The sequence below is a fragment of the Nocardioides sp. LMS-CY genome (assembly GCF_018732145.1).
GTDB lineage: Bacteria > Actinomycetota > Actinomycetes > Propionibacteriales > Nocardioidaceae > Nocardioides > Nocardioides soli.
The window spans coordinates 2,079,838-2,102,441 of the sequence record NZ_CP076104.1 but is presented as its reverse complement, the minus strand read 5'-3'; the positions used below and the strand labels follow the sequence as shown (position 1 = coordinate 2,102,441).

The 22,604-nt window shown below is 70.5% G+C and carries 24 protein-coding genes; 8 read left to right on the top strand and 16 right to left on the bottom strand.

Translation table 11 applies throughout. The features are described from left to right. Window positions 1-42 precede the first annotated feature (42 nt). The 4 genes from KM427_RS10185 to KM427_RS10170 are packed head-to-tail and all read right to left on the bottom strand — an operon-like array spanning window position 43 to window position 4,100. Complete coding sequence (locus KM427_RS10185; RefSeq protein ID WP_183590538.1) at window positions 43-840, bottom strand: ABC transporter permease; 798 nt, start codon at window positions 838-840, stop codon at window positions 43-45. Beyond that, the gene (locus KM427_RS10180) at window positions 840-1,745 is read right to left on the bottom strand and encodes an ABC transporter permease (RefSeq protein WP_183590539.1); all 906 of its coding nucleotides are present in this window, start codon (window positions 1,743-1,745) and stop codon (window positions 840-842) included. The genes KM427_RS10185 and KM427_RS10180 overlap by 1 nt, the downstream gene beginning before the upstream one ends. Then, window positions 1,745-2,911 (bottom strand): ABC transporter ATP-binding protein, encoded by a 1,167-nt coding sequence (locus KM427_RS10175; protein ID WP_183590540.1) that lies wholly within the window; start codon window positions 2,909-2,911, stop codon window positions 1,745-1,747. The genes KM427_RS10180 and KM427_RS10175 overlap by 1 nt, the downstream gene beginning before the upstream one ends. Then, window positions 2,895-4,100, bottom strand: a complete 1,206-nt coding sequence (locus KM427_RS10170; RefSeq protein ID WP_252275251.1) for a polyamine ABC transporter substrate-binding protein — start codon at window positions 4,098-4,100, stop codon at window positions 2,895-2,897. Before KM427_RS10170 ends, KM427_RS10175 begins: the two co-directional genes overlap by 17 nt. 199 nt (window positions 4,101-4,299) lie before the next feature. Here KM427_RS10170 and KM427_RS10165 point away from each other — a divergent pair, with 199 nt between their 5' ends. Then, complete coding sequence (locus KM427_RS10165) at window positions 4,300-4,773, top strand: Lrp/AsnC family transcriptional regulator (protein WP_183590541.1); 474 nt, start codon at window positions 4,300-4,302, stop codon at window positions 4,771-4,773. A gap of 113 nt (window positions 4,774-4,886) precedes the next feature. Further along, window positions 4,887-6,167, top strand: coding sequence for an NAD(P)/FAD-dependent oxidoreductase (locus tag KM427_RS10160; protein WP_252275249.1), 1,281 nt, complete (start codon window positions 4,887-4,889; stop codon window positions 6,165-6,167). Between the two features lie 3 nt (window positions 6,168-6,170). Here KM427_RS10160 and KM427_RS10155 read toward each other — a convergent pair whose 3' ends face one another. Further along, complete coding sequence (locus KM427_RS10155; protein ID WP_183590542.1) at window positions 6,171-7,634, bottom strand: M1 family metallopeptidase; 1,464 nt, start codon at window positions 7,632-7,634, stop codon at window positions 6,171-6,173. Between the two features lie 178 nt (window positions 7,635-7,812). On the opposite strand from KM427_RS10155, the gene KM427_RS10150 reads away from it, so the two are divergent. Continuing rightward, the gene (locus KM427_RS10150; protein ID WP_183590543.1) at window positions 7,813-8,724 is read left to right on the top strand and encodes a serine protein kinase RIO; all 912 of its coding nucleotides are present in this window, start codon (window positions 7,813-7,815) and stop codon (window positions 8,722-8,724) included. A gap of 417 nt (window positions 8,725-9,141) precedes the next feature. Here the strand turns inward: KM427_RS10150 and KM427_RS10145 are convergent, their stop codons facing one another. Beyond that, entirely contained in the window at window positions 9,142-10,422 is a 1,281-nt protein-coding gene (locus KM427_RS10145; protein ID WP_215527114.1) for an IS110 family RNA-guided transposase, read from the bottom strand. A 434-nt stretch (window positions 10,423-10,856) separates the two neighbouring features. Here KM427_RS10145 and KM427_RS10140 point away from each other — a divergent pair, with 434 nt between their 5' ends. Beyond that, the gene (locus tag KM427_RS10140) at window positions 10,857-11,813 is read left to right on the top strand and encodes an LOG family protein (protein ID WP_252275247.1); all 957 of its coding nucleotides are present in this window, start codon (window positions 10,857-10,859) and stop codon (window positions 11,811-11,813) included. Between the two features lie 15 nt (window positions 11,814-11,828). Then, entirely contained in the window at window positions 11,829-13,520 is a 1,692-nt protein-coding gene (locus KM427_RS10135) for a TIGR03767 family metallophosphoesterase (RefSeq protein ID WP_215527113.1), read from the top strand. 8 nt (window positions 13,521-13,528) lie between these two features. On the opposite strand, the gene KM427_RS10130 is transcribed toward KM427_RS10135, so the two are convergent. The 9 genes from KM427_RS10130 to rpsB form a co-directional block, all read right to left on the bottom strand. After that, window positions 13,529-13,870, bottom strand: a complete 342-nt coding sequence (locus KM427_RS10130; RefSeq protein ID WP_215527112.1) for a type II toxin-antitoxin system PemK/MazF family toxin — start codon at window positions 13,868-13,870, stop codon at window positions 13,529-13,531. Beyond that, window positions 13,864-14,097 carry a ribbon-helix-helix domain-containing protein gene (locus KM427_RS10125; protein ID WP_215527111.1) on the bottom strand — a complete coding sequence of 78 codons (234 nt, stop codon included), beginning with the start codon at window positions 14,095-14,097 and terminating at the stop codon, window positions 13,864-13,866. The genes KM427_RS10130 and KM427_RS10125 overlap by 7 nt, the downstream gene beginning before the upstream one ends. 52 nt (window positions 14,098-14,149) lie before the next feature. Then, complete coding sequence (gene rlmN, locus KM427_RS10120) at window positions 14,150-15,298, bottom strand: dual-specificity RNA methyltransferase RlmN (protein ID WP_215527110.1); 1,149 nt, start codon at window positions 15,296-15,298, stop codon at window positions 14,150-14,152. A gap of 50 nt (window positions 15,299-15,348) precedes the next feature. After that, the gene (locus KM427_RS10115; RefSeq protein ID WP_183590546.1) at window positions 15,349-15,720 is read right to left on the bottom strand and encodes a hypothetical protein; all 372 of its coding nucleotides are present in this window, start codon (window positions 15,718-15,720) and stop codon (window positions 15,349-15,351) included. A 74-nt stretch (window positions 15,721-15,794) separates the two neighbouring features. Beyond that, window positions 15,795-16,670: a phosphatidate cytidylyltransferase gene (locus KM427_RS10110; protein ID WP_215527109.1), complete on the bottom strand. Its 876-nt coding sequence runs from the start codon at window positions 16,668-16,670 to the stop codon at window positions 15,795-15,797. A 17-nt stretch (window positions 16,671-16,687) separates the two neighbouring features. Continuing rightward, a complete protein-coding gene (gene frr / locus KM427_RS10105) occupies window positions 16,688-17,242 on the bottom strand; it encodes a ribosome recycling factor (protein WP_215527580.1) in 555 nt (184 codons plus the stop codon). An 81-nt stretch (window positions 17,243-17,323) separates the two neighbouring features. Further along, window positions 17,324-18,037 (bottom strand): UMP kinase, encoded by a 714-nt coding sequence (gene pyrH, locus KM427_RS10100; protein WP_183590549.1) that lies wholly within the window; start codon window positions 18,035-18,037, stop codon window positions 17,324-17,326. 118 nt (window positions 18,038-18,155) lie between these two features. Next, window positions 18,156-18,965 (bottom strand): translation elongation factor Ts, encoded by an 810-nt coding sequence (gene tsf / locus KM427_RS10095; RefSeq protein ID WP_183590550.1) that lies wholly within the window; start codon window positions 18,963-18,965, stop codon window positions 18,156-18,158. Between the two features lie 38 nt (window positions 18,966-19,003). Continuing rightward, window positions 19,004-19,963 carry a 30S ribosomal protein S2 gene (rpsB, locus tag KM427_RS10090; protein ID WP_215527108.1) on the bottom strand — a complete coding sequence of 320 codons (960 nt, stop codon included), beginning with the start codon at window positions 19,961-19,963 and terminating at the stop codon, window positions 19,004-19,006. A gap of 403 nt (window positions 19,964-20,366) precedes the next feature. Between rpsB and KM427_RS10085 the strand changes: the two genes are divergently transcribed. The 3 genes from KM427_RS10085 to KM427_RS10075 are packed head-to-tail and all read left to right on the top strand — an operon-like array spanning window position 20,367 to window position 21,657. After that, window positions 20,367-20,984 (top strand): M23 family metallopeptidase, encoded by a 618-nt coding sequence (locus KM427_RS10085; RefSeq protein ID WP_215527107.1) that lies wholly within the window; start codon window positions 20,367-20,369, stop codon window positions 20,982-20,984. After that, window positions 20,981-21,271 carry a type II toxin-antitoxin system Phd/YefM family antitoxin gene (locus tag KM427_RS10080; RefSeq protein WP_183590553.1) on the top strand — a complete coding sequence of 97 codons (291 nt, stop codon included), beginning with the start codon at window positions 20,981-20,983 and terminating at the stop codon, window positions 21,269-21,271. The genes KM427_RS10085 and KM427_RS10080 overlap by 4 nt, the downstream gene beginning before the upstream one ends. Then, entirely contained in the window at window positions 21,268-21,657 is a 390-nt protein-coding gene (locus tag KM427_RS10075; RefSeq protein WP_215527106.1) for a type II toxin-antitoxin system VapC family toxin, read from the top strand. The genes KM427_RS10080 and KM427_RS10075 overlap by 4 nt, the downstream gene beginning before the upstream one ends. Before the next feature lie 7 nt (window positions 21,658-21,664). Here the strand turns inward: KM427_RS10075 and KM427_RS10070 are convergent, their stop codons facing one another. Then, window positions 21,665-22,564, bottom strand: coding sequence for a tyrosine recombinase XerC (locus tag KM427_RS10070; protein ID WP_215527579.1), 900 nt, complete (start codon window positions 22,562-22,564; stop codon window positions 21,665-21,667). Window positions 22,565-22,604 lie beyond the last annotated feature (40 nt).

Genomic DNA, 22,604 nt, shown 5'->3' with positions numbered 1-22,604 from the left:
CAATCTGGCGCCGTCTCGGCTGCAATCTGGCGCCAACTCGCGCTAGGTGAGTGCCCGTTGGCGACGGCGGTTGTTGACCTCGCCGCCGACCACGATCAGCACCGCCACCAGGAACATCACCGTGCCGACCACGTTGACCTGCATCGGGATGCCACGCTGCGCGACGCCCCAGACGAACATCGGGAACGTCGTGGTGTTGCCGGCGTTGAGGTTGGTGATGATGAAGTCGTCGAAGGACAGCGAGAAGCTCAGCAGCGCGGCACCCAGGATGCCGGGGAAGACCAGCGGGAAGGTGACCCGCCAGAAGGTCTGCCGCGGCGTCGCATACAGGTCCATCGCCGCCTGTTCGAGGTTGTCGTCCATGCCCGCCAGCCGGGCCCTGACCGTCACCACCACGAACGAGATGCAGAACATGATGTGGGCGATCAGGATCGTCCAGAAGCCGAGCTGACCGGCGAAGCCGGAGGCCACGAAGAGGGCCAGCAGCGACGAGCCCATGACGATCTCGGGGGTGGCCATCGGCAGGAAGATCAGCAGGTTCATCGAGGACCGGCCGACGAACTGGTGGCGGACCAGCGCGAAGGCCATCAGCGTGCCCAGGATCGTCGAGCCCAGCGTGGCCAGCAGGCCGATCTCGACGCTGGTCTTCAGCGCCGAGCACATGCCCTCGGGCTCGCACGGGTTGAGCCAGTTGTGCAGCGTGAAGCCGTCGAAGCGATAGATCAGCCGGCTCGTCGGGTCGTTGAAGCTCATCAGCACGACCACGAAGATCGGGATGAAGGTGTAGATCAGGACCAGGATCCCGAGAATCAGCACCAGGTGCTCGCGCAACCACCGCATCACAGCAGCTCCTCCGTCCCCGCCTTGCGGACGTAGACCAGCACCATCACGACGATCAGGATCATCAGGATCATCGAGAGCGCGCCCGCGGCCGGGTAGTCGTTGGCCTGGGTGAAGAGGTTCTGGATGACGTTGCCGACCATGCGCTGGTTGGGGCTGCCCAGCAGCTGGGCGTTGATGTAGTCACCGGCCGCCGGGATGAAGGTCAGCAGCGTCCCGGAGACCACGCCCGGCAGCGACAGCGGCCAGGTCACCTTCCAGAAACCGACGAACGGGTTGGCGTAGAGGTCGCTGGACGCCTCGATCAGCCGGTGGTCGATCTTGTCGATGCTCGCGAACAGCGGCAGCACCATGAACGGCAGGAAGTTGTAGACGAGGCCCGCGATCACCGCGAACGGGGTGGCCAGCAGCCGGCCGTCCGCGCCCATCAGGTGCAGCGCCTGGAGCGTGTTCACGACGAGGCCGTCGTCGGCGAGGATCAGCTTCCACGAGAGCGTGCGCACCAGGAAGCTGGTGAAGAACGGCGCGATGACCAGCACCAGCATCAGGTTCTTCCACCGGCCGGCCTTGAACGCGATCGCGTAGGCCAGCACGTAGCCGAGAACCAGGCAGATCAGCGTGGCGAGCGCGGCGTACCACAGCGAGCGCAGCAGCGGCTCCCAGTAGTCCTGGAGCGCGTGCCAGTAGTTGGAGAACTCCCACGTCATCTCGTAGCCGCGGAAGACCGAGCCGTTCGGGTCGTAGAGGCTGGTCGCGACCAGGGAGTAGAACGGGATGACGAAGAACAGCGCGAGCCAGACGACGCCCGGGATCAGCAGCAGGTAGCCGGTGCGCCCCCGCCGCCGGCCGGACTCCTCGGGCGGCGGCGCGCCGACCTCCGGCGCCACTCCCGCGGTGCTCGCCATCAGTCGTCGCCCTCCTGCGCACCCGCCCTCGCGTCCTGACTGAAGTCGAGGAGGAAGGCGTAGTCGGGCCGCCACGAGAGCTCGACCGACTCGCCCTGGCGGTAGATGCGCCGGTGTCCGGTGTTCTGCGCGAACACCTGGAGCTCCTGGCCCCACGGCATCCGCACGAGGTACTGGGTGCTCACCCCGACGAAGCTGACGTCGCTCACGACACCGCCCGGGATCGAGTTGCCGGGCGCGTCGAGCTGCTCACCCGGATCGCCGATCAGCACCTTCTCCGGCCGGATGCCGATCCAGCCCTTGCCGCCCTCGGCGTGGGCCCGGTGCGCCGGGATGGAGACGTCGACGCCGTGCATGTCCACGGTGACCAGGTCTCCGGAGCGGCTCTTCACCGTGCCCTCGATGAGGTTGGACTGGCCGAGGAAGTTCGCGACGAACGTCGTGCGCGGGTTCTCGTAGAGCTCCTCCGGGTCGCCCATCTGCTCGATGACGCCGGCGTTCATCACCGCGACCGTGTCGGCCATCGTCATGGCCTCCTCCTGGTCGTGGGTGACGTGGATGAACGTCAGCCCGACCTCGGTCTGGATCCGCTTCAGCTCGATCTGCATCGAGCGGCGCAGCTTCAGGTCGAGCGCGCCGAGCGGCTCGTCGAGGAGCAGCACCTCCGGCTTGTTGATCAGGGCGCGGGCGAGCGCCACCCGCTGCTGCTGGCCGCCGGAGAGCTGGGCCGGCCGCTTGCGGGCCTGCGTGTCGAGCTCGACGAGGTCGAGCATCTCGCGCACCTGACGGGCGACGTCGGGCGCCTTGCGGCGCTTGAGGCCGAAGGCGACGTTCTCGTGGATGTCGAGGTGCGGGAAGAGCGCGTAGTTCTGGAAGACCGTGTTGACCGGTCGCCGGTAGGGCTTGGCATAGGTGATGTCCTGCCCGGCGAGCGTGATCGACCCGGCGGTCGGGGTCTCCAGGCCGGCCACCATCCGCAGCGTGGTGGTCTTGCCGCACCCGGACGGACCCAGCAGCGCGAAGAAGGAGCCGCGGGGTACGTCGAGGTCGAGGTCGTGGACGGCGGTGAACGCCGCGAAGCTCTTGGTCACACCGCGCAGCCGCAGCCCGTCGAACGCGTCGTCGCGCGCGGGCGCCTGCTCGGCGAGGTCAGCCGGCGATGACATCGTTGAACTCTCCTTCGTACTGCTGGGACTGCTGGTCGGACAGGGGCATGAAGTCGAAGGAGTCCTTGAGGTCGTTGTTGTCGGGGAAGATCAGCTTGTTGTCGACCAACGACGGGTCGATCTTCTCCATCTCCTCGCGGGCGCCCTCGACGGGACAGATGTAGTTGACCCAGGCGACCAGCTTCGCGGCGACCTCGGGCTCGTAGTAGTAGTTCATCCACTCCTCGGCGTTCGCCTGGTGGACGGCGAGGTTGGGGACCATCATGTTGTCCGCCCAGAGGGACAGCCCCTCCTCCGGCGTGACGAACTTGATGTCGGGGTTGTCGAACTGAGCCTGGATGACGTCGCCCGACCAGGCCTCGCAGGCGACGATGTTGCCGGCGGCGAGGTCCTGGATGTACTCGTTGCCGGTGAAGGAGCGGACCTGCCCGCTCGCGACGACCTCACTCAAGCGGTCGATCGCCTGGCCCCACTCGGCCTCGGTGAACTTGTCCGGGTTGGCACCGACGACCCGGAGCATGAACGCCATCGTGTCCCGCATCTCCGAGAGCAGCGTCATCCGGCCCTTCAGGTCGGACCGGGTGATCAGCTCCTCGAAGCTGCGCACCTCCGGGACCTTCGCGGCGTTGTAGGCGATGCCGGTCAGCCCGGCCTGCCAGGGGGCGTGGTAGTCGAGGTCGGGGTCCCACTGGCGGTTGCGCAGCGGCTGGATCAGGTTCTTGTGCACGTTGGGGATCCCGCTCGGATCGAGCGGCTGGATCCAGCCCAGCCCCACCATCCGCGCCGCCATCCAGTCGGTCATGATGATGATGTCGCGGTCGATCGGCTGGCAGGAGCCCATCTGGTTCTTGATCTTGGCGAAGAACTCCGCGTTGTCGTTGATGTCGTCGGTGTACTGGACGCTGATCCCCGTGCGGTCCTGGAAGACCGACACCGTCGACGTGGCCTTCTTGCGCGGGTCGATGTAGGCGGGCCAGTTGGAGACGATCAGCTCCTGGGACGTGGCCGAGACGTCGGTGGCTCGGCACTTCGCGGGGTCCTGCTTCGCTCCGTCGACGCTGAACATCGGCAGCTTCAGCGCGGCGATGCTCAGCCCCGCGAACGCCACCCCGCCCCCGGTCTTGAGTAGCCCACGGCGGGTGAGTCCGGGCTCTCGGCGACCCGTGGCCCGCGGGTGTTCCTCGGCCATGCACCCATCCCTTCGTCGGGGCTCCCAACGCTCGGATCGTGCCATGCATCACCCGCGTCGACAAGCGATCCAGTCGAAAAGAAACTACTCTGCAACGGAATCCTTCGTCCCCGTCCGATCGGGGCACTGGTCGACAAATCCCCGCGCGACACGCCGGATCGCTTTGACCGGGCGCGGCGGCTGCGCCACCATCGCCTCCATGAGCAGGAAGCCCGACCGACCGACGGCCACGCTCGACGAGGTCTCCAAGGCGATCATCGAGCAGTTGCAGCAGGACGGGCGCCGGTCGTACGCCGCGATCGGCAAGGTCGTCGGCCTGTCGGAGGCGGCGGTGCGCCAGCGCGTCCAGCGGCTGATCGAGGCCGGCGTGATGCAGGTCGTAGCCGTCACCGACCCCCTCGAGCTCGGCTTCGCCCGCCAGGCGATGGTCGGGATCCGCGTGACCGGACCGCTCGAGCCGGTCGCCGACCGGCTCGCCGAGCTCGACGAGGTCGACTACGTCGTGGTGACCGCCGGCAGCTACGACCTGCTCGTCGAGGTCGTCGCCGAGAGCGACGAGCACCTGCTCGAGCTGATCTCCGGCCGGATCCGCGCGATCGAAGGCGTCACCGCCACGGAGACCTTCATGTACCTGAGCCTGCGCAAGCAGACCTACTCCTGGGGTGTGCGCTGAGCCCGAACATCCCGGGGCCGGACCCCTACTACGAACGGCTGTCGCTCTGGCACGACACCGTCGACACCGACTGGACCCCGCGCGCCCCGCTCGACGGCGACACCGAGGCCGACGTGGCGATCGTCGGCGCCGGGTTCACCGGACTCTGGACGGCCCACTACCTCGCGGAGGCCGACCCCGAGCTGCGCGTCGTCGTGCTCGAGGCCGAGACCGCCGGGTTCGGCGCGTCCGGCCGCAACGGCGGCTGGTGCTCGGCGCTCTTCCCCGCGTCGCTCGCCACGCTGGCGGGGTACGCCGACCGCGCCGCCGCGCTCGCCCAGCACCGGGCGATGCGCGAGACCGTCGACGAGGTCGCCCGGGTGGCCGCGGCCGAGGGCATCGACGCACACCTCGCCCAGGGCGGCACCATCGCCCTGGCCCGCAGCCGCGCGCAGTGGTCCCGCGCCCGGGCCGAGGTGGCCGAGGCACGCGCGTGGGACCGCGGCGACGACGACCTGCGTCTGCTCGGTCGCCAGGAGGCGGCCGAGATCCTGCGCGGCAGCCGCACCCGCGGCGCGACGTACACCCCCGACTGCGCGGCCCTCCACCCCGCCCGCCTGGTCCGCGGCCTCGCGGATGCGGTCGAGCGCCGAGGGGTCACGCTCCACGAGCGCACGCGGGTCACCGCGATCGAGCCCCACCTGGCGCGCACCGAGCGCGGGTCGGTGCGCGCCCGCACCGTGCTGCGCGCCACCGAGGGCTACACCGCGACACTGCGGGGCGAGCGCCGCACGATGGCGCCGGTCTACTCCCTGATCATCGCGACCGCGCCGCTCGCACCCGAGGTCTGGGACGAGATCGGCCTGGCCCGGCGGGAGACGTTCACCGACCACCGCCACGTCATCGTCTACGGGCAGCGCACCGCCGACGACCGACTGGTGTTCGGCGGCCGCGGCGCGCCGTACCACCTCGGCTCCCGGATCCGGCCGGAGCACGACCGCGACGAGCGGGTCTTCGCGCGGCTCTACTCGGCGCTCGTCGACCTCTTCCCCGTGCTGGCGGGCACCCGCATCACCCATGCCTGGGGCGGTGCGCTCGGCATCCCGCGCGACTGGTGCGCGTCCGTCGGGCTCGACCCCGCCACCGGCATCGGCTGGGCGGGCGGGTACGTCGGCGACGGGGTCAGCACGACCAACCTGGCCGGCCGCACGCTGCGCGACCTGGTGCTCGGCCGCGACACCGAGCTCACCCGGCTGCCGTGGGTCGGCCACCGCTCCCCCGCCTGGGAGCCCGAGCCGCTGCGCTGGCTGGGCATCAACGGCGGCCTGCGCGCGATGACGATCGCCGACGCCGAAGAGTCGATCACGCGCCTGCCCAGCGTGGTCGCCAAGATCGTCAGCCCCCTGCTCGGCTGACGGTTACCCCAGCCCGTTGGCGACGGTGTCGGCGGGCTTGCGCCCGGTGTGCACCCAGGCGCCGAAGAACCCGTCGAGGTCGGCGCCGCTGACCTCCTCCGCGAGCGCCTCGAACTCCGCGGTCGTGCCGTGTCCGCCCGCGCGCTCGGCGACCCAGCGCCGCAGCAGCGTGCCGAACGCGTCGTCGCCGATCCGGTTGCGCAGCGCCTGGAAGGCCATCGCACCGCGCTGGTAGACGAAGCTCGCGAAGATCCGGTCGACGCAGCCGACCCCGCGCGGACACGGATCGGCGACCGTGCCGGACCAGAAGGGGTCCCCGGGCCCGAACGCGTCGTACATCGAACGCAGCCGGGTCGCGGCGGACGCCCCGGCCGTCGCCTCCGACCACCGCCACTCGAAGTACGTCGCAGCGCCTTCGTTGAGCCAGATGTCGCTCCAGCGGCGCAGCGCGACCGAGTCGCCGAACCACTGGTGCGCCAGCTCGTGCACGACGGTCAGCTCGGCGCCGGCGCCCTGACCGAGGTAGGGGTACGTCGGCCGGGTCTGGTTCTCGAGCGCGAAGCCCACGGGCAGGCTGGTGACCAGCCCGCCGACCGTCGAGAACGGGTAGTCGCCGAGCGCGCCCTCCAGCCAGGACAGGATCTCCGGCGTACGCCGCATCAGGCTCATCGAGCCGCGCTGCTCGCTCGGGCCGAGACCGCGCGAGACCGCCACCAGCCACGGTGTCCCGTCGCTGGTGCCCGACGCGAACCGGAACCTGCCGGCCGCGAAGAAGGCGAGGTAGGGCGCCATCGGCTCGTCCGCGCGCCAGGTCGTCGTCGCCCAGCCGCGGCCTCGGCCACGGCGCTCGACGCGGCGCACCTGCCGGCCGTTGGCGACCACGGCGTACTCGCTGGGCACCGTGATGCTGACCCGCATGCTCGCCTTGTCGGCCGGGTGGTCGTTGGCCGGGAACCACCACGGTGCCATGTGCGGCTGGTTCATCGCGACGACCTCGCTCGGGCCGGCCAGCCAGTTCCGCTCGCCGTCGTAGCCGAGCGCGGCCGGGCGCCCGGCGTAGCGGACCCGTACGTCGACGGTCTCGCCGGTCGTCAGGGGCCGGGCCACGACGAGCTCGTGCGGCCGCTGCCGGAACCGCACCCGGCGGCCGTCGACCTCCACCCGCTGCACCGGCAGCAGGAAGTCGAGGGAGAAGCTCGACACCGGCGCGGTGCCCCGCAGCCGGACCTGGGTCCAGCCGCTCAGCCGGCCGGTGCGGAAGGCGTAGCGGTCGTGGACGTCGTAGGAGACCACGTCGATGCCGCCGTTGCCGTCCAACGGGAAGTACGGGTCCCCGATCCCCGGCGCGCCCGGCGGCCGGTCACCCGGCACCGCGACCGGCGCCGCCGTCGCGGTCGTGCCGCCGACCCCGAGCGCCAGGGTGAGCGCGATCAGCAGGGCGACGACGGACCTGGGTCGGGCGAGCACGTCGGCAACGTACCCGACCGCGCGTTAATCGGTTGCGCGGACGCGACCGCACACCCCAGAGTGTGCTCGACGCCCCGGAGCGACCGGGTGCCCGAGCGAGAGGAGCGCGACATGTCCACGACTGTCCTTGGCCTGTCCGCAGACCAGCACCCCTCTCACCTTCGGAGCACCCACACCGATGTCTCACGACTTCACCGCGGAGCCGCACGGCTCCACCACTGACACCACCGACCCCGGCCTCGACGACCTCGATCCGACCTTCGTCTTCGACTTCCAGGCCTACGACGACCTCGGCGACGGCCAGCGATGGTCCACCTGGCTCGCGGTCGAGCCGCTCTGTCGCGGCCCGGAGCCCCGCCCCGACTGGGTGGTGACCTCCCAGGCCGCGGTCGACACCGACCTCGGCATCCTCAAGACCGGCAAGGAGGCCGACGCCTTCCTCCTCGAGCGCGCGGTGCCCGGCTCCCCGCCGCCCGACGAGGGGGGCCTCGGCGAGTCCGTCGTCATGGTGGCCAAGCGCTACCGCAGCAGCGAGCACCGCAGCTTCCACCGCGCCGCGACGTACACCGAGGGCCGCAGCGTCAAGCGCTCCCGCGACGAGCGGGCGCTCAAGCGCAAGAGCACCTGGGGCCGGATCGTCGCCAGCAGCGAGTGGGCCATCTCGGAGTGGGACGCCCTCCGGCGCTGCTGGGAGCTCGGCCTGCCGGTCCCCTACCCGGTGCAGATCGACGGCACCGAGATCCTGATGGAGTGGATCACCGACGACGCGGGCGAGAGCGCACCACGGCTCGCGCAGACCCGGCCGGCGCCGGCGTTGCTCGCGTCGTACTACGACCAGCTCCGCGAGGCGCTCGCGACGATGGTGGCCAACGGGATCGTGCACGGCGACCTGTCGGCCTACAACCTGCTCGCGGCCGGGGAGCGGCTCGTCATCATCGACCTGCCGCAGATCGTCGACCTGGTCGGCAACACGGCGGGCATGGACTTCCTGCTGCGCGACTGCACGAACGTCTGCACCTGGTTCCGGGCCAAGGGCCTCGAGGTCGACGAGCACGAGCTGTTCGGGGAGCTGATGGCCCAGGCGTTCTAGAGGACGCCACTAATCCGAAAATCAGCCGGAGCCGGACACACGACAACCTTGCGCCGTTCCGATGGCTCGGTGCTGCGTGTCGGCTTCAGTTGTGGACGGGTGACCTCCGCGCTGTTGGAGCAGGGGTGTGACAGGTGACCGCCCGGGGGGACTGATGAGGTGGATCGAATCTAATCCTCGTGCTCTGACCCTGAAGGGTCGTGGCGACATCGAAGGGCACATGGCCGGTCCCCGCGCGCAGGCTAGTCCACGGCCTCGTAACGGACCATAGGGTGAGCGTCGTCGACCGGGCGGCCACCCACCGATTTTCAGCCCGGAACGGGCGCCCCCGCAAGGGGGCAGGATGGCTAGTCCGAGAATGGCGGTGACCAGGCAGGCGGCAGCTCCCGGCGGAGCCGGGAAGGGTTGTTGCGGTGGTTAGGCGGCGGGTTCGAGGGTGACGTGGTAGCCGAGGGCTTCGAGGCCTCGGATGTGGCTGCGCTTCTTGGCGGTGGTTGAGACGCGCTGGTCGTAGTGGTCGGGGCCGAGGTCTTGGTAGCGGGCGTTGGGGTCGGCGAGGAGGTGCCAGATGATGGTCAGGATCGATCGTCCGACCGCGACCATGGCCTTCTTCTTGCCGCGTCGGCGCGCGAGCCGGCGGTAGCGGGCGCCGAGGAAGGTCTCGGTGCGGCCGGCGCCGACGGCGGCTTCGCCGAGGACCCGGGCCAGGTAGCGGTTGCCGTGTCCGGTGGAGCCGTTGCCCTTGTTCTTCCCGGCCGATGACTTGATCCCGGGTGAGAACTTCGCCCACGACGCGAGGTGGCCGGGGGTGGGGAATCGGGTCATGTCGAGGCCGATCTCGGCGATGATGACCGCGGCCGCTCGCGGGCCGATCCCGGGGATCTCATCGAGCCGGGCGACCGCGTCAGCGAAAGGGGCGAGATGCTCCTCGAGCTCGTCCTCGAGGGCGGCGATGTCGTTGTTGGTCTGATCGATGCGTGCCAGCATCCGTGACAGGAGGAACCGATGGTGCTCACCGAAAGTGCCGACCTTGAGTCCGGCGAAGGCCTCCTCCAGCAGGCTGATCTTGGGACGCATCCGTGAGCGGGCCAGGTCCGCGAGTCGCTTGGGGTCGCGTTCCCCGGCGATCATCGCGGCCAGCATGTCGCGTCCGGAGACCCCGAAGATGTCCGAGGCCACTACCGAGAGCTTGATGCAGGCGTCCTCCACCAGCTTCTCGACCCGGTTCTTCTCCGCGGTGCGGACCCCGACCAGGTCGGCTCGGTAGCGGGTCAGGTCCCGCAGCCGGCGGATCTCGTGTGGGGGCACGAAGCTGGGTCGGAGCATCTGACGTTCGGCGACCTTGCACAGCCACACCGCGTCCAGCACGTCGGTCTTCGGCCGTCCGGGCAGGTGCCGGACGTCCTTGGCATTGACCAGCCACGGCTGAAGTCCGTGAGCCTCAAACAGGTAGAACGGTGGCCGCCAGTAGTCGCTGGTGGCCTCCATCACGACCCGCTCGATGCGTAGATCGACCAGATGGTTGGCCAGGTCGCTCAACGACCCCACCATGGTCGAGTGCGTGGTCACCTCCTGGACCCGGCGCTTCTTGCCCGCCGCCGCGGGCAGCCGGACACAGCACACGACCTCGGCCTTGCCGATGTCCAACGCTGCGACGCGTTCGATGATCTGCTCATCGTCTTCAGAGTCTGCGAACACCCCACTCCTCCTTGGGATCGGTCGGTTCTGATGGCAACGACCGCCCGGGGGAACCACCAGGGCAAAGAAGCGAAACTAGTCCTCGCGCTCACACCGACTCACCTCCTGGTGACCCGGATCGGCAGCATTGAAGGGCCCACCACGCGGTTCCCGCGCCCGGCTAGACGACGGCCTCGCAGGACCATAGGAACAACGGCGTCACCGGGCGGCCGCAGCACCATTCTCAGCCCGGAACGGGCGCCCCGACAGGGGCACTTTGGCTAGATGACTAATTCCAAGGCCTCGCACGCTGCGCGACGCTCATCATCCGCTCCGGCGGCGTTGCCGACGCTTGAAAGACGTCCAGTCTGCCGACGCATCGGCGCCTTGCCGGAGCGGCGCTGAGCGCCGCTCGCTTGCACGATCCCTTGGAATTAGTCATCTAGGGTGCGGGCGTGCGATCGCGTCATGCCGTCCGAGGTGAGCCCGACGAGCTGGTCCTCGGCCTGGAGCGTCGGGCCGCCGAGCAGCCCGACGTGCCGGTCGATCCCGCCCGGACCACGCTCTACTCCCCCGGCGACCTCTACGACGCGGCGCCGTACGACGACTCGCTGGACGCCCGGGCCTACCGCTGGGCCCGGGCTCCACGCACCCCGGAGGCGGCGCTGTGCCGCGCGCTGCACGACCACGCGATCGACGTCGCGCTGGAGCGTTGGATCGCGGACCGCCGCCTGGTCGGCGTGATGGGCGGGCACGGACTGCGGCGCGGCGAGCAGGCGTACGTCGAGGCGGCCCGGCTCGGCATGCTGCTCGGCGCGTCCCACGTGGTGGCCACCGGCGGCGGGCCGGGCGCGATGGAGGCGGCGAACCTCGGGGGCTACCTCACGGGCCACCCGGACGCCCTCGACGACGCGCTGGCGCGGCTGGCCGCGGCCCCGTCGTTCCACCCGTCGGTCGACGCGTGGGCGGAGGCCGCCTTCGACGTGCTCGCGCGGCACCCCGACGGGGCTCCCGGCCTCGGGATCCCCACCTGGCACTACGGGCACGAGCCGCCGAACGTCTTCGCGACCGCCATCGCGAAGTACTTCCGCAACTCCCAGCGCGAGGCGATCCTGCTCGAGATCTGCGACGCCGGCATCGTGTTCCTGCCCGGCCTCGGCGGCACCGTGCAGGAGATCTTCCAGGACGCCTGCGAGAACTTCTACGCCGACGAGGCCGCGGTCGCGCCGATGGTGCTGGTCGGCGCGACCTACTGGACCGAGACCCTGCCCGCCTGGCCGCTGCTCCGGGCGCTCGCGCGGGGCCGGGCGATGGAGCGACACGTGCACCTCGTCGACACCGTCGACGAGGCCGCCCAGCTGGTCGATTCCAACGACACGAACACCAATACGGTGACGCGGACGACCGACTGAGCCTAGATTGACGCGGTGCAGATCTCGCGTCGTGACGTCCTCCGCTCCTCCGCCGCCGCCGGCAGCGTCGCCGCTCTCGGTGGCTTCGGCCTCGGCCTCGCCGACGCCGCGGTCGCAGGTTCCCCCACCGTCCGCGCGGCCGGGCGGACCGCCGTGCTCGGCAAGACCACACGCACGGCGGTGCTCGCCAAGGGCACTGCGGGCGCCGGCGGCTACCGGCCGGTGGTCGCCCGCGCTGGTGAGGCGACGGTGGTCCGGGGCGGGCTCGGCGCCGAGGCACAGCGCAAGCGGGCGAGCCGGCGCCGGGCGCTGGTCGCGTTCGGGCAGATGAGCGACGTGCACATCTGCGACAGCGAGTCCCCCAACCGTCTCGAGAACGCCGAGTTCTTCAGCAGCTCGGCGTACCGGCCCGGCGAGATGCTCGGCCTGCACGTCGCGGAGGCGATGGTGCGGCAGATCAACCGGATCGGCCGCGGTCCGGTGACCCGGCGCAAGCTCGACTTCGTCGTGCAGACCGGCGACAACGCCGACAACGCGCAGTACAACGAGCTCCGCTGGAACATCGACGTCCTCGACGGGGGCACCGTGCGGCAGGACTCCGGCGACCTCAACCGCTACGAGGGCGTGATGGACTCCAGCGACCCCGCCTTCTACACGCCGGCCTACTACCACCCCGACGGCACGCCGGCCGGGCAGGTCGACGACGACTACCGCAAGACCTACGGCTTCAAGGCGATCCCCGGCCTCATCGACGCCGCGCGCCGCCCCTTCGACGCCACCGGCCTCGACGTGCCGTGGTACTCGGCACTCGGCAACCACGACCCGCTGATCCAGGGCAACGAGGCGCCGGACGCGACCAGCCAGGCCAAGGCCATCGGCGGGACCAAGACGATCCGGGTGGGGCAGCTCCCGCGCAACGTGACGCCGGACCCCGACCGCCGCCAGCTCAGCACGGCGGAGATCGTCGAGGAGCACTTCCACCTGGTGCCCGGGGCGCCCGGCCCGGTCGGCCACGGCTTCACCCCGGAGAACCGCAAGTCCGGCACCGGCTACTACACCTTCGACCACGGCAAGCACCTGCGGTTCGTCGTCCTCGACACCGTCAACCACAACGGCGACGACCGGGGCTCCCTGAACCAGACGCAGCTGAGCTGGCTGCGCAAGGTCCTCGCCGGCTCCCGCAAGCGCCTGGTGGTCGTCGCCAGCCACCACACGTCGTGGACGATGAACAGCACGGTCACCGGCTCGATCGACCCCGGGCGCCGGGTGCACGGCGACGAGCTGGTCAAGGAGCTCCTGCGCCACCCCAACGTGATCGCGTGGGTCAACGGGCACACCCACAGCAACAAGATCCTGCCGCATCCCCGCAAGAAGAAGGGCGGCAAGGGTCGCGCCGCGGTGGTCGGCGGCTTCTGGGAGATCAACACCGCCTCCCACATCGACTGGCCGCAGCAGGCCCGCCTGATCGAGGTCGCCGACAACCGCGACGGCACGCTCTCGATCTTCACCACGATGATCGATCACGGGGCGCCCACGGCGTACGCCGACCTCGGGTCGCCGCTCGAGCTCGCCGCCGTCGCCCGGGAGCTGGCCGCCAACGACCCGCAGGAGCGGAGCAAGAAGCGGGGCGGGGTGCGCACCTCCCGCAACACCGAGCTGCTGCTGCCCGCGCCGGCCTTCCTCACCAAGAAGAAGAAGAAGAAGTAGCCGACCGGTCACAACCCCAGGACGAGTCGCAGACCGTCGTCCACCTGTCGCATGACGCTCGCGTCCAGCGAACCGACCGGCTCGGTGAGCCGAGACCGATCCACTACCAAGGTCTGCGACACGTTCACTACACAGCTCTTCGGCAGACCCGCTGCGCCGGCCTCGAGCTCGACATTTCCCGGTAGCGGCGCAAGACGCAGGTTGCTCGTCACGGCCGTCACGATCACGGTAGAGATACGCGACCGGTTGAAACGGTCCGAGGAGACGACCAGGGCCGGGCGCCGGTAGCCGGGCTCAGAGCCGAGGGGGTCACCGAAGTCGGCCCACCAGACCTCCCCGCGGGCTACCACTCCCACACGCCGGCGTCGATCAGCGCCCGCGCTGTGACGGGAGTCGCCGGGCTGCCCATCTCGTCGGCCAGTGCGTCGAGCGCACAGGTCACCGGATCGTCGCCCTGCTCCCCGAGGAACTGTCGGATCGCACGGGTATACAACTGAGACCGACTCCACCCCAGGCGCTCGGCTGCCTCGTCCGCCTCACGGAACACCTCGTCAGGGATGGATACCGCCGTCTTCATGACCCAAGAGTATAACCGGTATGAAAGCAGGCGCGTGGGCTCCTTCGACCGGTCAGGCCTCGGTGGCGGCCAGCTGGCCGCAGGCGCCGTCGATCTCGCGGCCCCGGGTGTCGCGCACGGTCGTGGGGATGCCCTTGGCCTCGAGCCGGCGCACGAACTCGCGCTCGTCGGCCGGGTCGGACGCCGTCCACTTCGACCCCGGCGTGGGGTTGAGCGGGATCAGGTTGACGTGCACCCAGCCCCATCGGCTCCGCCGATCATCCGGTAGAGCACCACGCTCGCGCAGCACGTCGGCGAGCAGGTCGGCCCGCCACGCGTGGTCGTTGATGCCGCGCATCATGGCGTACTCGATCGAGACCCGTCGCTTGGTCACCCTGGCGTAGTTCCAGGCGGCGTCGACGGTCTCGGCGACCGAGAAGCGGGTGTTGATCGGCACCAGCTCGTTGCGCAGCTCGTCGTCGGGGGCGTGCAGGCTGAGCGCCAGGGTGACCGGGATGCCCTCCTCGGCGAGCTGGAGCATCCGGGGCACCAGGCCGACGGTGGAGACGGTGATGCCGCGAGCGCTCATCCCGAGGCCGTCCGGCGTGGGGTCGGTGAGCCGGCGGACGGCGCCGATGACCGCCTTGTAGTTGGCGAGCGGCTCCCCCATGCCCATGAACACCACGTTGGAGACCCGGCCCGGGCCGCCGGGCACCTCGCCCCGGGTGAGCGCGCGAGCGCCGGCGACGACCTGCTCGACGATCTCGGCGGTGGACATGTTGCGCTGCAGCCCACCCTGACCGGTCGCGCAGAAGGGGCAGGCCATGCCGCAGCCGGCCTGGCTCGAGACGCACATGGTGGCCCGGTCGGGGTAGCGCATCAGCACCGACTCGACCAGCGCCCCGTCGAAGAGCTTCCAGAGGGTCTTGCGGGTGGTGCCGCGGTCGGCCTCCATGGTCCGCAGCGGGACCATCAGCTCGGGCAGCAGGCCCGCGACCAGCTCGTCGCGCTGCGTGGCCGGCAGGTCGGTCATCTCGGCCGGGTCGTCGACCAGCCGGGCGAAGTAATGGGTCGAGAGCTGCTTGGCGCGGAAGCCGGGGAGACCGAGCTCCGCGAGCCGCTCCTTGCGCTCCTCGGGCGTCAGGTCGGCGAGGTGCCGCGGTGGCTTCCTGCGGCCGCGGGGCTCGTCGAAGACGAGGGGAAGGTTGGTGCGCTCGGACATCGCAGCCGATTCTCCCACCCGCTCGCGCCGCGGGGCGATTCGTGGGCCGGTCAGCCCTCGTAGGAGATCATGTACCAGAGCACCAGGGCGGCTACGCCGCCGACGACCAGCGCGGTCACGAGGACGCCGGTCAGCATGTAGCCGCCGAACCTGCGGGTGCGTGGCGCGATCACCAGGCCGATCGGCACCGCGAGCATGACGAGCACGAAGGGGAACAGGCCCTCGGCCGTCTCGTCGTCCAGCACCAGGTGCAGCAGGCCGATGAAGAGCCCGGGCACCAGGATCACGAAGGCCAGGCCGGTGAAGAAGCCGGTCAGCGCGGTGAACGTCGGGTGGTCACGGTGCCACCAGTCGGGCTCGCGGGCGGCGCGCTCGTCGGTCGCGGCGACGGGCTCCGGGGCCTGGTCCTGGTCGGTCGACATCATCTCGATGCTACGTCGAAGCGGCGCCCGCGACGGCCGCGCCATGCCGGTGGCGCGGGCCCGGCCAACACGGCCTAGTAGACCAGGTAGTGGAGCAGCAGCCAGATCGGGGCGATCGTGGCCAGCAGGGAGTCGAGCCGGTCCATGAGGCCGCCGTGGCCGGGGATCACCTGGCTCATGTCCTTGATGCCGAGGTCGCGCTTGATGACCGACTCGCACAGGTCGCCCAGCGTGGCCATCACGACCGCGATGGCGCCGAGCAGCAGCCCGACCCACCAGTCGCCGTCGAGCAGGTAGACCACCAGCGCCCACCCGGCGGCGAGGCAGAAGACGAACGACCCCGCGAAGCCCTCCCAGGACTTCTTTGGCGAGATGACCGGCGCCATCGGGTGCTTCCCGAACAGCACGCCCGCGACGTACCCCCCGATGTCGGAGGCGATCGTCACCAGGACGAACGCGATGATGCCCTGCACGCCGGGGTCGTCGAGGCCGCCGCCGTTGCGATCGGGTCCCTCCGCGAGGAGGAGCGCCACGAACGAGCCGAGGAACGGCACGTAGACCAGGCTGAAGACCGAGGCCGTGGCGTTCTGCACGTAGCCCTCGACGCCGCGACGCAGCAGCCACAGCATGGTGGCGAGCGCGGCCACCGCGGTCGCGGTGACCAGCGCCGGGGCGCCCCAGACGTAGGCGACGACCACCATGACGACGCCGCCGACCATCAGCGGCGGCTCGGGCAGGTCGATGCCCTTGGCGGAGAAGCCGCGGCTCAGCTCCCAGATCGCCACGACCACCGCGGCGGCGACGATCACCATGAACGCCGGCTTCCAGAAGAGCAGCGACAGCGCGATCGCCGTCAGCAGCACGACCGCCGAGCTGACGGCAGCACGGAGGTCACGTCCGGCGCGGCCGTGGTCCTTCTGCGGTGGCGCCGGCGTCGAGGCGTCGGTCATGGAGGCTTCCGAGTTGCTCAGACCTCGAGCAGCTCGGCCTCCTTGTTCTTCAGCATCTCGTCGATGGCGTCGGTGTGCTTCTTGGTCGTCGCGTCGAGCCGCTTCTCGGCGCCGGCGACGTCGTCCTTGCCGGCCTCGCCGTCCTTCTCGAGCTTCTCGAGGCTCTGCTTGGCCGTACGCCGCAGGTTGCGCACCGCGACGCGACCGTCCTCGGCCTTGCCCCGGGCCACCTTGATGTACTCCTTGCGGCGCTCCTCGGTGAGCTCCGGGAACACGCAGCGGATCACCTTGCCGTCGTCGGCGGGGTTCACGCCGAGGTCGGAGTCGCGGATCGCCTTCTCGATGGCCTGCATCGCGCTCTGGTCGTAGGGCTGGATCAGGATGACCCGCGCCTCCGGCGCCGTGAACGACGCGAGCTGCTGCAACGGCGTGGGGGTGCCGTAGTACTCGGCGACGATCTTGTTGAACATGCTCGGGTGGGCGCGGCCGGCCCGGATCGCCGCGAACTCCTCGCGCGTCGCCTCGACCGACTTGTCCATCTTGCCGTCGGCCTCGTTGAGGATGTCGTTGATCACGGCTGCTCCTGTTTCTTCGCGGTGATGCTGCTCGGTGGTGCTGCTCGGCGCCGGGGCGCCGCTGCTCAGCGGGCGGGGTCAGCCCGCGCTGACGAGCGTGCCAATCTTCTCACCCTGCACGACGCGCAGGATGTTGCCCTCGGGCTCCATGCCGAAGACGACCATCGGCAGCTTGTTCTCGCCGCAGAGCGCGAACGCGGTCTGGTCCATGATCTTCAGGCCGCGGGCGATGGCGTCGGTGTAGGTCAGCTCGTCGAACTTCGTCGCACTCGGGTCGACGTGCGGGTCGGCGGAGTAGACGCCGTCGACGCCGCTCTTGGCGACCAGCACCACGTCGCACTTGCTCTCCAGCGCCCGCTGCACGGCGACGGTGTCGGTGGAGAAGAACGGCATGCCCATGCCGGCCCCGAAGATGACGACCCGGCCCTTCTCCATGTGCCGGATCGCGCGCCGCGGCACGTAGGGCTCGGCGACCTGGCCCATCGTGATCGCGGTCTGCACCCGGGTCTCGACGCCCATCTTCTCGAGGAAGTCCTGGAGCGCGAGGCAGTTCATCACGATGCCGAGCATGCCCATGTAGTCGGCGCGCACGCGGTCCATGCCGCGCTGCTGGAGCTCGGCACCGCGGAAGAAGTTGCCGCCGCCGGTCACGACCGCGATCTGCACGCCGGCATCGACGACGGCTGCGATCTCACGGGCGACGGTCTGCACGACGTCGGGGTCCACCCCGACCTTGCCGCCGCCGAAGACCTCGCCGGAGAGCTTGAGCAGGACTCGCTTGTAACCGGTCACGGGCGGCTCCTTCGTGCCTGGTGGGGAGTGGTGCGGACATGCGAGAAGGCCGGTCCGATGATCAGGGTTGCTGTCATCGCACCGGCCTCCTCGTGTGGTCTGGGGTGAACCTATCCGCTCAGGCACCGACCTCGAAACGGGCGAACCGCTTCACGGTCGTGCCCGCGGCGTCGAGCACCTGCTTGACGGACTTCTTGGCCTCGAAGACCGACTCCTGGTCGAGCAGGACGATCTCCTTGAAGAAGGCGTTGATGCGACCCTCGACGATCTTCGCGACGGCAGCCTCGGGCTTGCCCTCCTCGAGCGTCTTCTTGGTCAGCACGTCCTTCTCGGACTCCACGACGTCGGCCGGGACCTCGCTGCTGGTGAGGTACTGCGCCTTCAGCGCGGCCGCCTGCTGGGCGGCCTGCTTCGCCGCGGCCTCGTCGCCCTCGAACTCGACGAGGACGCCGAGCGTGGGGGGCAGGTCGGAGGCCCGCTTGTGCAGGTAGACCGTGGTCGTGCCGTCGAAGTAGGCGACCTGACCGAGCTCGATCTTCTCGCCGATGGTGCGGGCGAGCTCCTCGACGGTCTCGCCGACCGTCTTGTCGCCGAGCGAGACGGCCTTGAGCGCCTCGGCGTCGCCGACCTTGTTGCTGTCGGCGGCCTCGGCGATCGCCTGCGCGGCGTTGATGAACGCATCGTTCTTGGCGACGAAGTCCGTCTCGGCCTTGAGGCTGATCAGGGCGTTGCCCGAGGCGGCGACCAGGCCGGCGGACGCCTCGCGCTCGGCGGCCCGGGCGGCGGCCTTCGCCGCACCCTTCACGCGGAGCAGCTCGACCGCCTTGTCGAAGTCGCCGTCGGTCTCGTCGAGCGCCTTCTTGCAGTCCATCATGCCGGCCTGCGTCAGCTCACGGAGCTTCTTGACGTCGGCTGCGGTGTAAGCCATGTTCCTCTTCCTCGAAGTGTCCGGAGTGGATGCGGTGCTCAGGCCTGGGCGTCGGACGCCTCGGCGGCCGGCTCAGCAGCAGCCTCGGCGGCCGGCTCAGCGGCAGCGGCCTCGGCGGCCGGCTCAGCGGCAGCGGCCTCGGCGACCGGCTCGGCGGCAGCGGCCTCGGCGACCGGCTCAGCGGCAGCGGCCTCGGCGGCCGGCTCGGCGGCGGTCTGCTCGGCGTCACCGGTCAGCAACTCGCGCTCCCACTCGGCCAGCGGCTCCTCGGCGCCCGGCTCGGCCGCACCCTCGGCGGCCTTGGCGCCGGAGCGGGCGATCAGGCCCTCGGCGACGGCGTCGGCGACCACGCGGGTCAGCAGGCCGACCGCGCGGATCGCGTCGTCGTTGCCCGGGATCGGGTAGTCGACGACGTCGGGGTCGCAGTTGGAGTCCAGGATGCCGATGATCGGGATCCGCAGCTTGCGGGCCTCCTCGACGGCGAGGTGCTCCTTGTTGGTGTCGACGATCCACACGGCGGACGGCGTACGGCTCATCTCGCGGATGCCGCCCAGGGACTTGTTGAGCTTGTCCCGCTCGCGGCGCATCTGGAGCAGCTCCTTCTTCGTGCGGCTGCTGCCGGCCACGTCGTCGAAGTCGATCTCGTCGAGCTCCTTGAGGCGGTTGATCCGCTGGTGCACGGTCGCGAAGTTGGTGAGCATGCCGCCCAGCCAGCGCTGGTTGACGTAGGGCATGCCGACGCGGGTCGCCTGCTCGGCGATCGCCTCCTGCGCCTGCTTCTTGGTGCCGACGAACATCACGGTGCCGCCCTTGGCGACGACGTCCTTGACGAAGGCGTAGGAGCGGTCGATGTAGGCCAGCGACTGCTGCAGGTCGATGATGTAGATGCCGTTGCGCTCGGTCATGATGAAGCGCTTCATCTTCGGGTTCCAGCGCCGGGTCTGGTGTCCGAAGTGCACGCCGCTCTCGAGAAGCTGGCGCATGGTCACGACTGCCATGTGAATCTCCTGGTGTGTGGAGCCCGCACCGTTGCCGCCCGACCTTCAACCAGGCCGGACCGGAGCGTGCTCTCGCTGTTCTCAGTTACTGCCTCCGGCGGGTGCCGTCGGCCCTGACGTCTGCGCGCGACCCGACCGGTCCCCCCATCCCTGGGAGGGTCGGACTGAAGGTCGTCGCCCACGGGTGGCCGGGTCCTCGGAGTGCCAGGACCCGTCGCGGTCTGCGGACGTGCGAAGTCAACCCATACGGGTTGCGGACTCCAGCGTAGTCGACCGCACCGGGCCGCGACCAATCGCGGCCGAGGGGCCACCGGACGTCCACAGGCTCCCGTCCGGCAGCGTCCTCCACAGCCCCGGCCTCGACCCACTCCGGCCGTCCCCGGCCGACGGGAGCCTGGACTCCATGACACCACGCCACCGGCTCCGCACGCTCCTCGGCCCCCTCCTGGCGATGGCCGTAGCCGGCCCCGCGGCGCCCGCCGCGGGCGAGACCGATCCGGTCGGGGTGTGGCCCCTGAGTCCCGAGCCGGCCGTCGTCCGGGCCTTCGACCCGCCCGCGGACCCGTGGGACACCGGCCATCGCGGCGTCGATCTCCGGGGTCACCCGGGTCAGCGCGTGCGGTCCGCCCTGGCCGGCCGGGTGACCTGGGCCGGGGTGCTCGCGGGCCGCGGGGTGGTCGTCGTCGGCCACGGCACGACCCGTACGACGTACGAGCCGGTCACGGCGACGGTCGCGGTCGGCGACCGCGTCGCGGCGGGCGATCTGATCGGCGCGCTCTCGCCGGTCGGCTCGCACTGCGCGCCGGGCAGCTGTCTGCACTGGGGCTGGCTCGAGGGCGAGACCTACCTCGATCCGCTCCGGCTCGTCGGCGCCGGTCCGGTCCGGCTGCTCCCGCTGTGGCGGGACGATCCGGCGGGGTCGCCGGGGCCGGCCGTGACCGAGCCCTGGCAACCGCCCTCACTTCCCTACGCGCACTGGCGGCCGTTGCTACGCTTGCTACATCTGGTGAGGATGGCATGAGAGGCACGGTGAGTCGGCTGATGGAGCGCATTCCCCACCGTCGGCTCCGCAATGACAGTTCGGAGATCCTGCGCCGGGTGGCCGACGGGGAGTCGTTCGAGATCACGAACAACGGCGAGGTCGTGGCCATCCTCGCTCCACCGACCGCGGCTGTGAGCTGGAACCTCCGCATCGTGAAGCCCGCCGTCCGCAAGGGTGGCTGGTCGAGGTTGAAGCCAGTGCGGCTGCCGCCCGGATCGCCGGCGCTGAGCGAGACCCTCGACGAGTTGCGCGAGGAGCGGCTGTGAAGATCTACCTGGACTCGTCGGCAGCGACGAAGCTCGTCGTCGAGGAACCCGAGAGCGCTGCGCTCCTCGCGTACCTGGAGGAGCGGGCGGCGTCGGCCGAGTTCGTGTCATCGATCCTGTTCGAGACCGAGCTCAGGCGCGCCGCGCGACGGCGCGGCATCGATGAGGAGAACGTCACGGCGGCCGTCGACCTGGTCAACCTCGCCGAGGCGCCCCGTGCGGTGTTCAAGGTCGCCGCGGCCATCGGACCGATGGCGCTCCGCAGCCTCGACGCCATCCACCTGGCCACCGCTCTGCGCGAGGACGTCGACGTCCTCGTCACGTTCGACCGCCGCCTGCAGGACGCGGGCCGGGAGGCCGGGTTGGTGGTCGAGGCGCCGGCCTGACCGGGGCTCACGCCCTGGGGTGCGCCTGCTGGTAGGCCCGACGCAGCCGGTCGGTCGTCACGTGCGTGTACAGCTGGGTGGTCGCGAGCGAGGCGTGGCCGAGCAGCTCCTGCACGGAGCGCAGGTCGGCGCCGCCCTCGAGCAGGTGGGTGGCCGCGGTGTGCCGGAGCCCGTGCGGCCCGATGTCCGGCGCACCGGGTACGTCCGCGATCCGCCGATGCACCATCGTGCGGACCGCCCGCTGGTCGATCCGCCGGCCGCGGGTGCCGAGGAAGAGCGCCGCGCCCGAGCCCTCGACGGCCAGCAGGGGCCGGCCGTGCCGGACCCAGAGGTCGAGCGCCCGGGCCGCCGGGCGCCCGAACGGCACGGTCCGCTCCTTGCGGCCCTTGCCGAAGACCCGGATCACGTTGCGCTCCCGGTCGACGTCGTCGACGTCGAGGCCGGCCAGCTCGCCCACCCGGATGCCGGTCGCGTAGAGCAGCTCGAGCATCGCGACGTCGCGCAGCCCGGTCGGGCTGCCGTCGTCGGCGTGCTCGGTCGCGGACCGGATCAGCTCGGCGGCCTCGTCGGCGCGCAGCACCGGTGGCAACGACTGGTGCGCCTTCGGCGACCCGAGGCTGGCACCGACATCGGTCGGGATCCGCTCGGTGCGGGCCAGCCAGGCCGTGAAGACCCGGGCCGCGGTGGCGCGGCGCGCGATCGTGGTGCGGGAGCGGCCCATCGTCTGCTGCTTGGCCAGCCAGCTGCGCATCGTGCGCAGGTCGAGGTCGCCGACGGTGCTGCCGCCCAGCCTGGCCGTGTGGTCGAGCAGCCCGCCCACGTCCGTGACATAGGCCCGGACCGTGTGCGCCGTCAGGTCGCGCTCGACCGCAAGGTGCCGCTCGTACTCCCCGAGCACGGCGGCCATCGCCTCCGGCAGCACGTCGTGCGCCGCGTCCTCCTCACTC

Coding starts and splice junctions, on each gene's coding strand:
- KM427_RS10185 (WP_183590538.1), bottom strand. CDS start 840: ATGCGGTGGTTGCGCGAGCACCTGGTGCTGATTCTCGGGATCCTGGTC.
- KM427_RS10180 (WP_183590539.1), bottom strand. CDS start 1,745: ATGGCGAGCACCGCGGGAGTGGCGCCGGAGGTCGGCGCGCCGCCGCCC.
- KM427_RS10175 (WP_183590540.1), bottom strand. CDS start 2,911: ATGTCATCGCCGGCTGACCTCGCCGAGCAGGCGCCCGCGCGCGACGAC.
- KM427_RS10170 (WP_252275251.1), bottom strand. CDS start 4,100: ATGGCCGAGGAACACCCGCGGGCCACGGGTCGCCGAGAGCCCGGACTC.
- KM427_RS10165 (WP_183590541.1), top strand. CDS start 4,300: ATGAGCAGGAAGCCCGACCGACCGACGGCCACGCTCGACGAGGTCTCC.
- KM427_RS10150 (WP_183590543.1), top strand. CDS start 7,813: ATGTCTCACGACTTCACCGCGGAGCCGCACGGCTCCACCACTGACACC.
- KM427_RS10125 (WP_215527111.1), bottom strand. CDS start 14,097: ATGAAGACGGCGGTATCCATCCCTGACGAGGTGTTCCGTGAGGCGGAC.
- rlmN (WP_215527110.1), bottom strand. CDS start 15,298: ATGTCCGAGCGCACCAACCTTCCCCTCGTCTTCGACGAGCCCCGCGGC.
- KM427_RS10115 (WP_183590546.1), bottom strand. CDS start 15,720: ATGTCGACCGACCAGGACCAGGCCCCGGAGCCCGTCGCCGCGACCGAC.
- KM427_RS10110 (WP_215527109.1), bottom strand. CDS start 16,670: ATGACCGACGCCTCGACGCCGGCGCCACCGCAGAAGGACCACGGCCGC.
- tsf (WP_183590550.1), bottom strand. CDS start 18,965: ATGGCTTACACCGCAGCCGACGTCAAGAAGCTCCGTGAGCTGACGCAG.
- rpsB (WP_215527108.1), bottom strand. CDS start 19,963: ATGGCAGTCGTGACCATGCGCCAGCTTCTCGAGAGCGGCGTGCACTTC.
- KM427_RS10085 (WP_215527107.1), top strand. CDS start 20,367: ATGACACCACGCCACCGGCTCCGCACGCTCCTCGGCCCCCTCCTGGCG.
- KM427_RS10080 (WP_183590553.1), top strand. CDS start 20,981: ATGAGAGGCACGGTGAGTCGGCTGATGGAGCGCATTCCCCACCGTCGG.
- KM427_RS10070 (WP_215527579.1), bottom strand. CDS start 22,564: ATGGCCGCCGTGCTCGGGGAGTACGAGCGGCACCTTGCGGTCGAGCGC.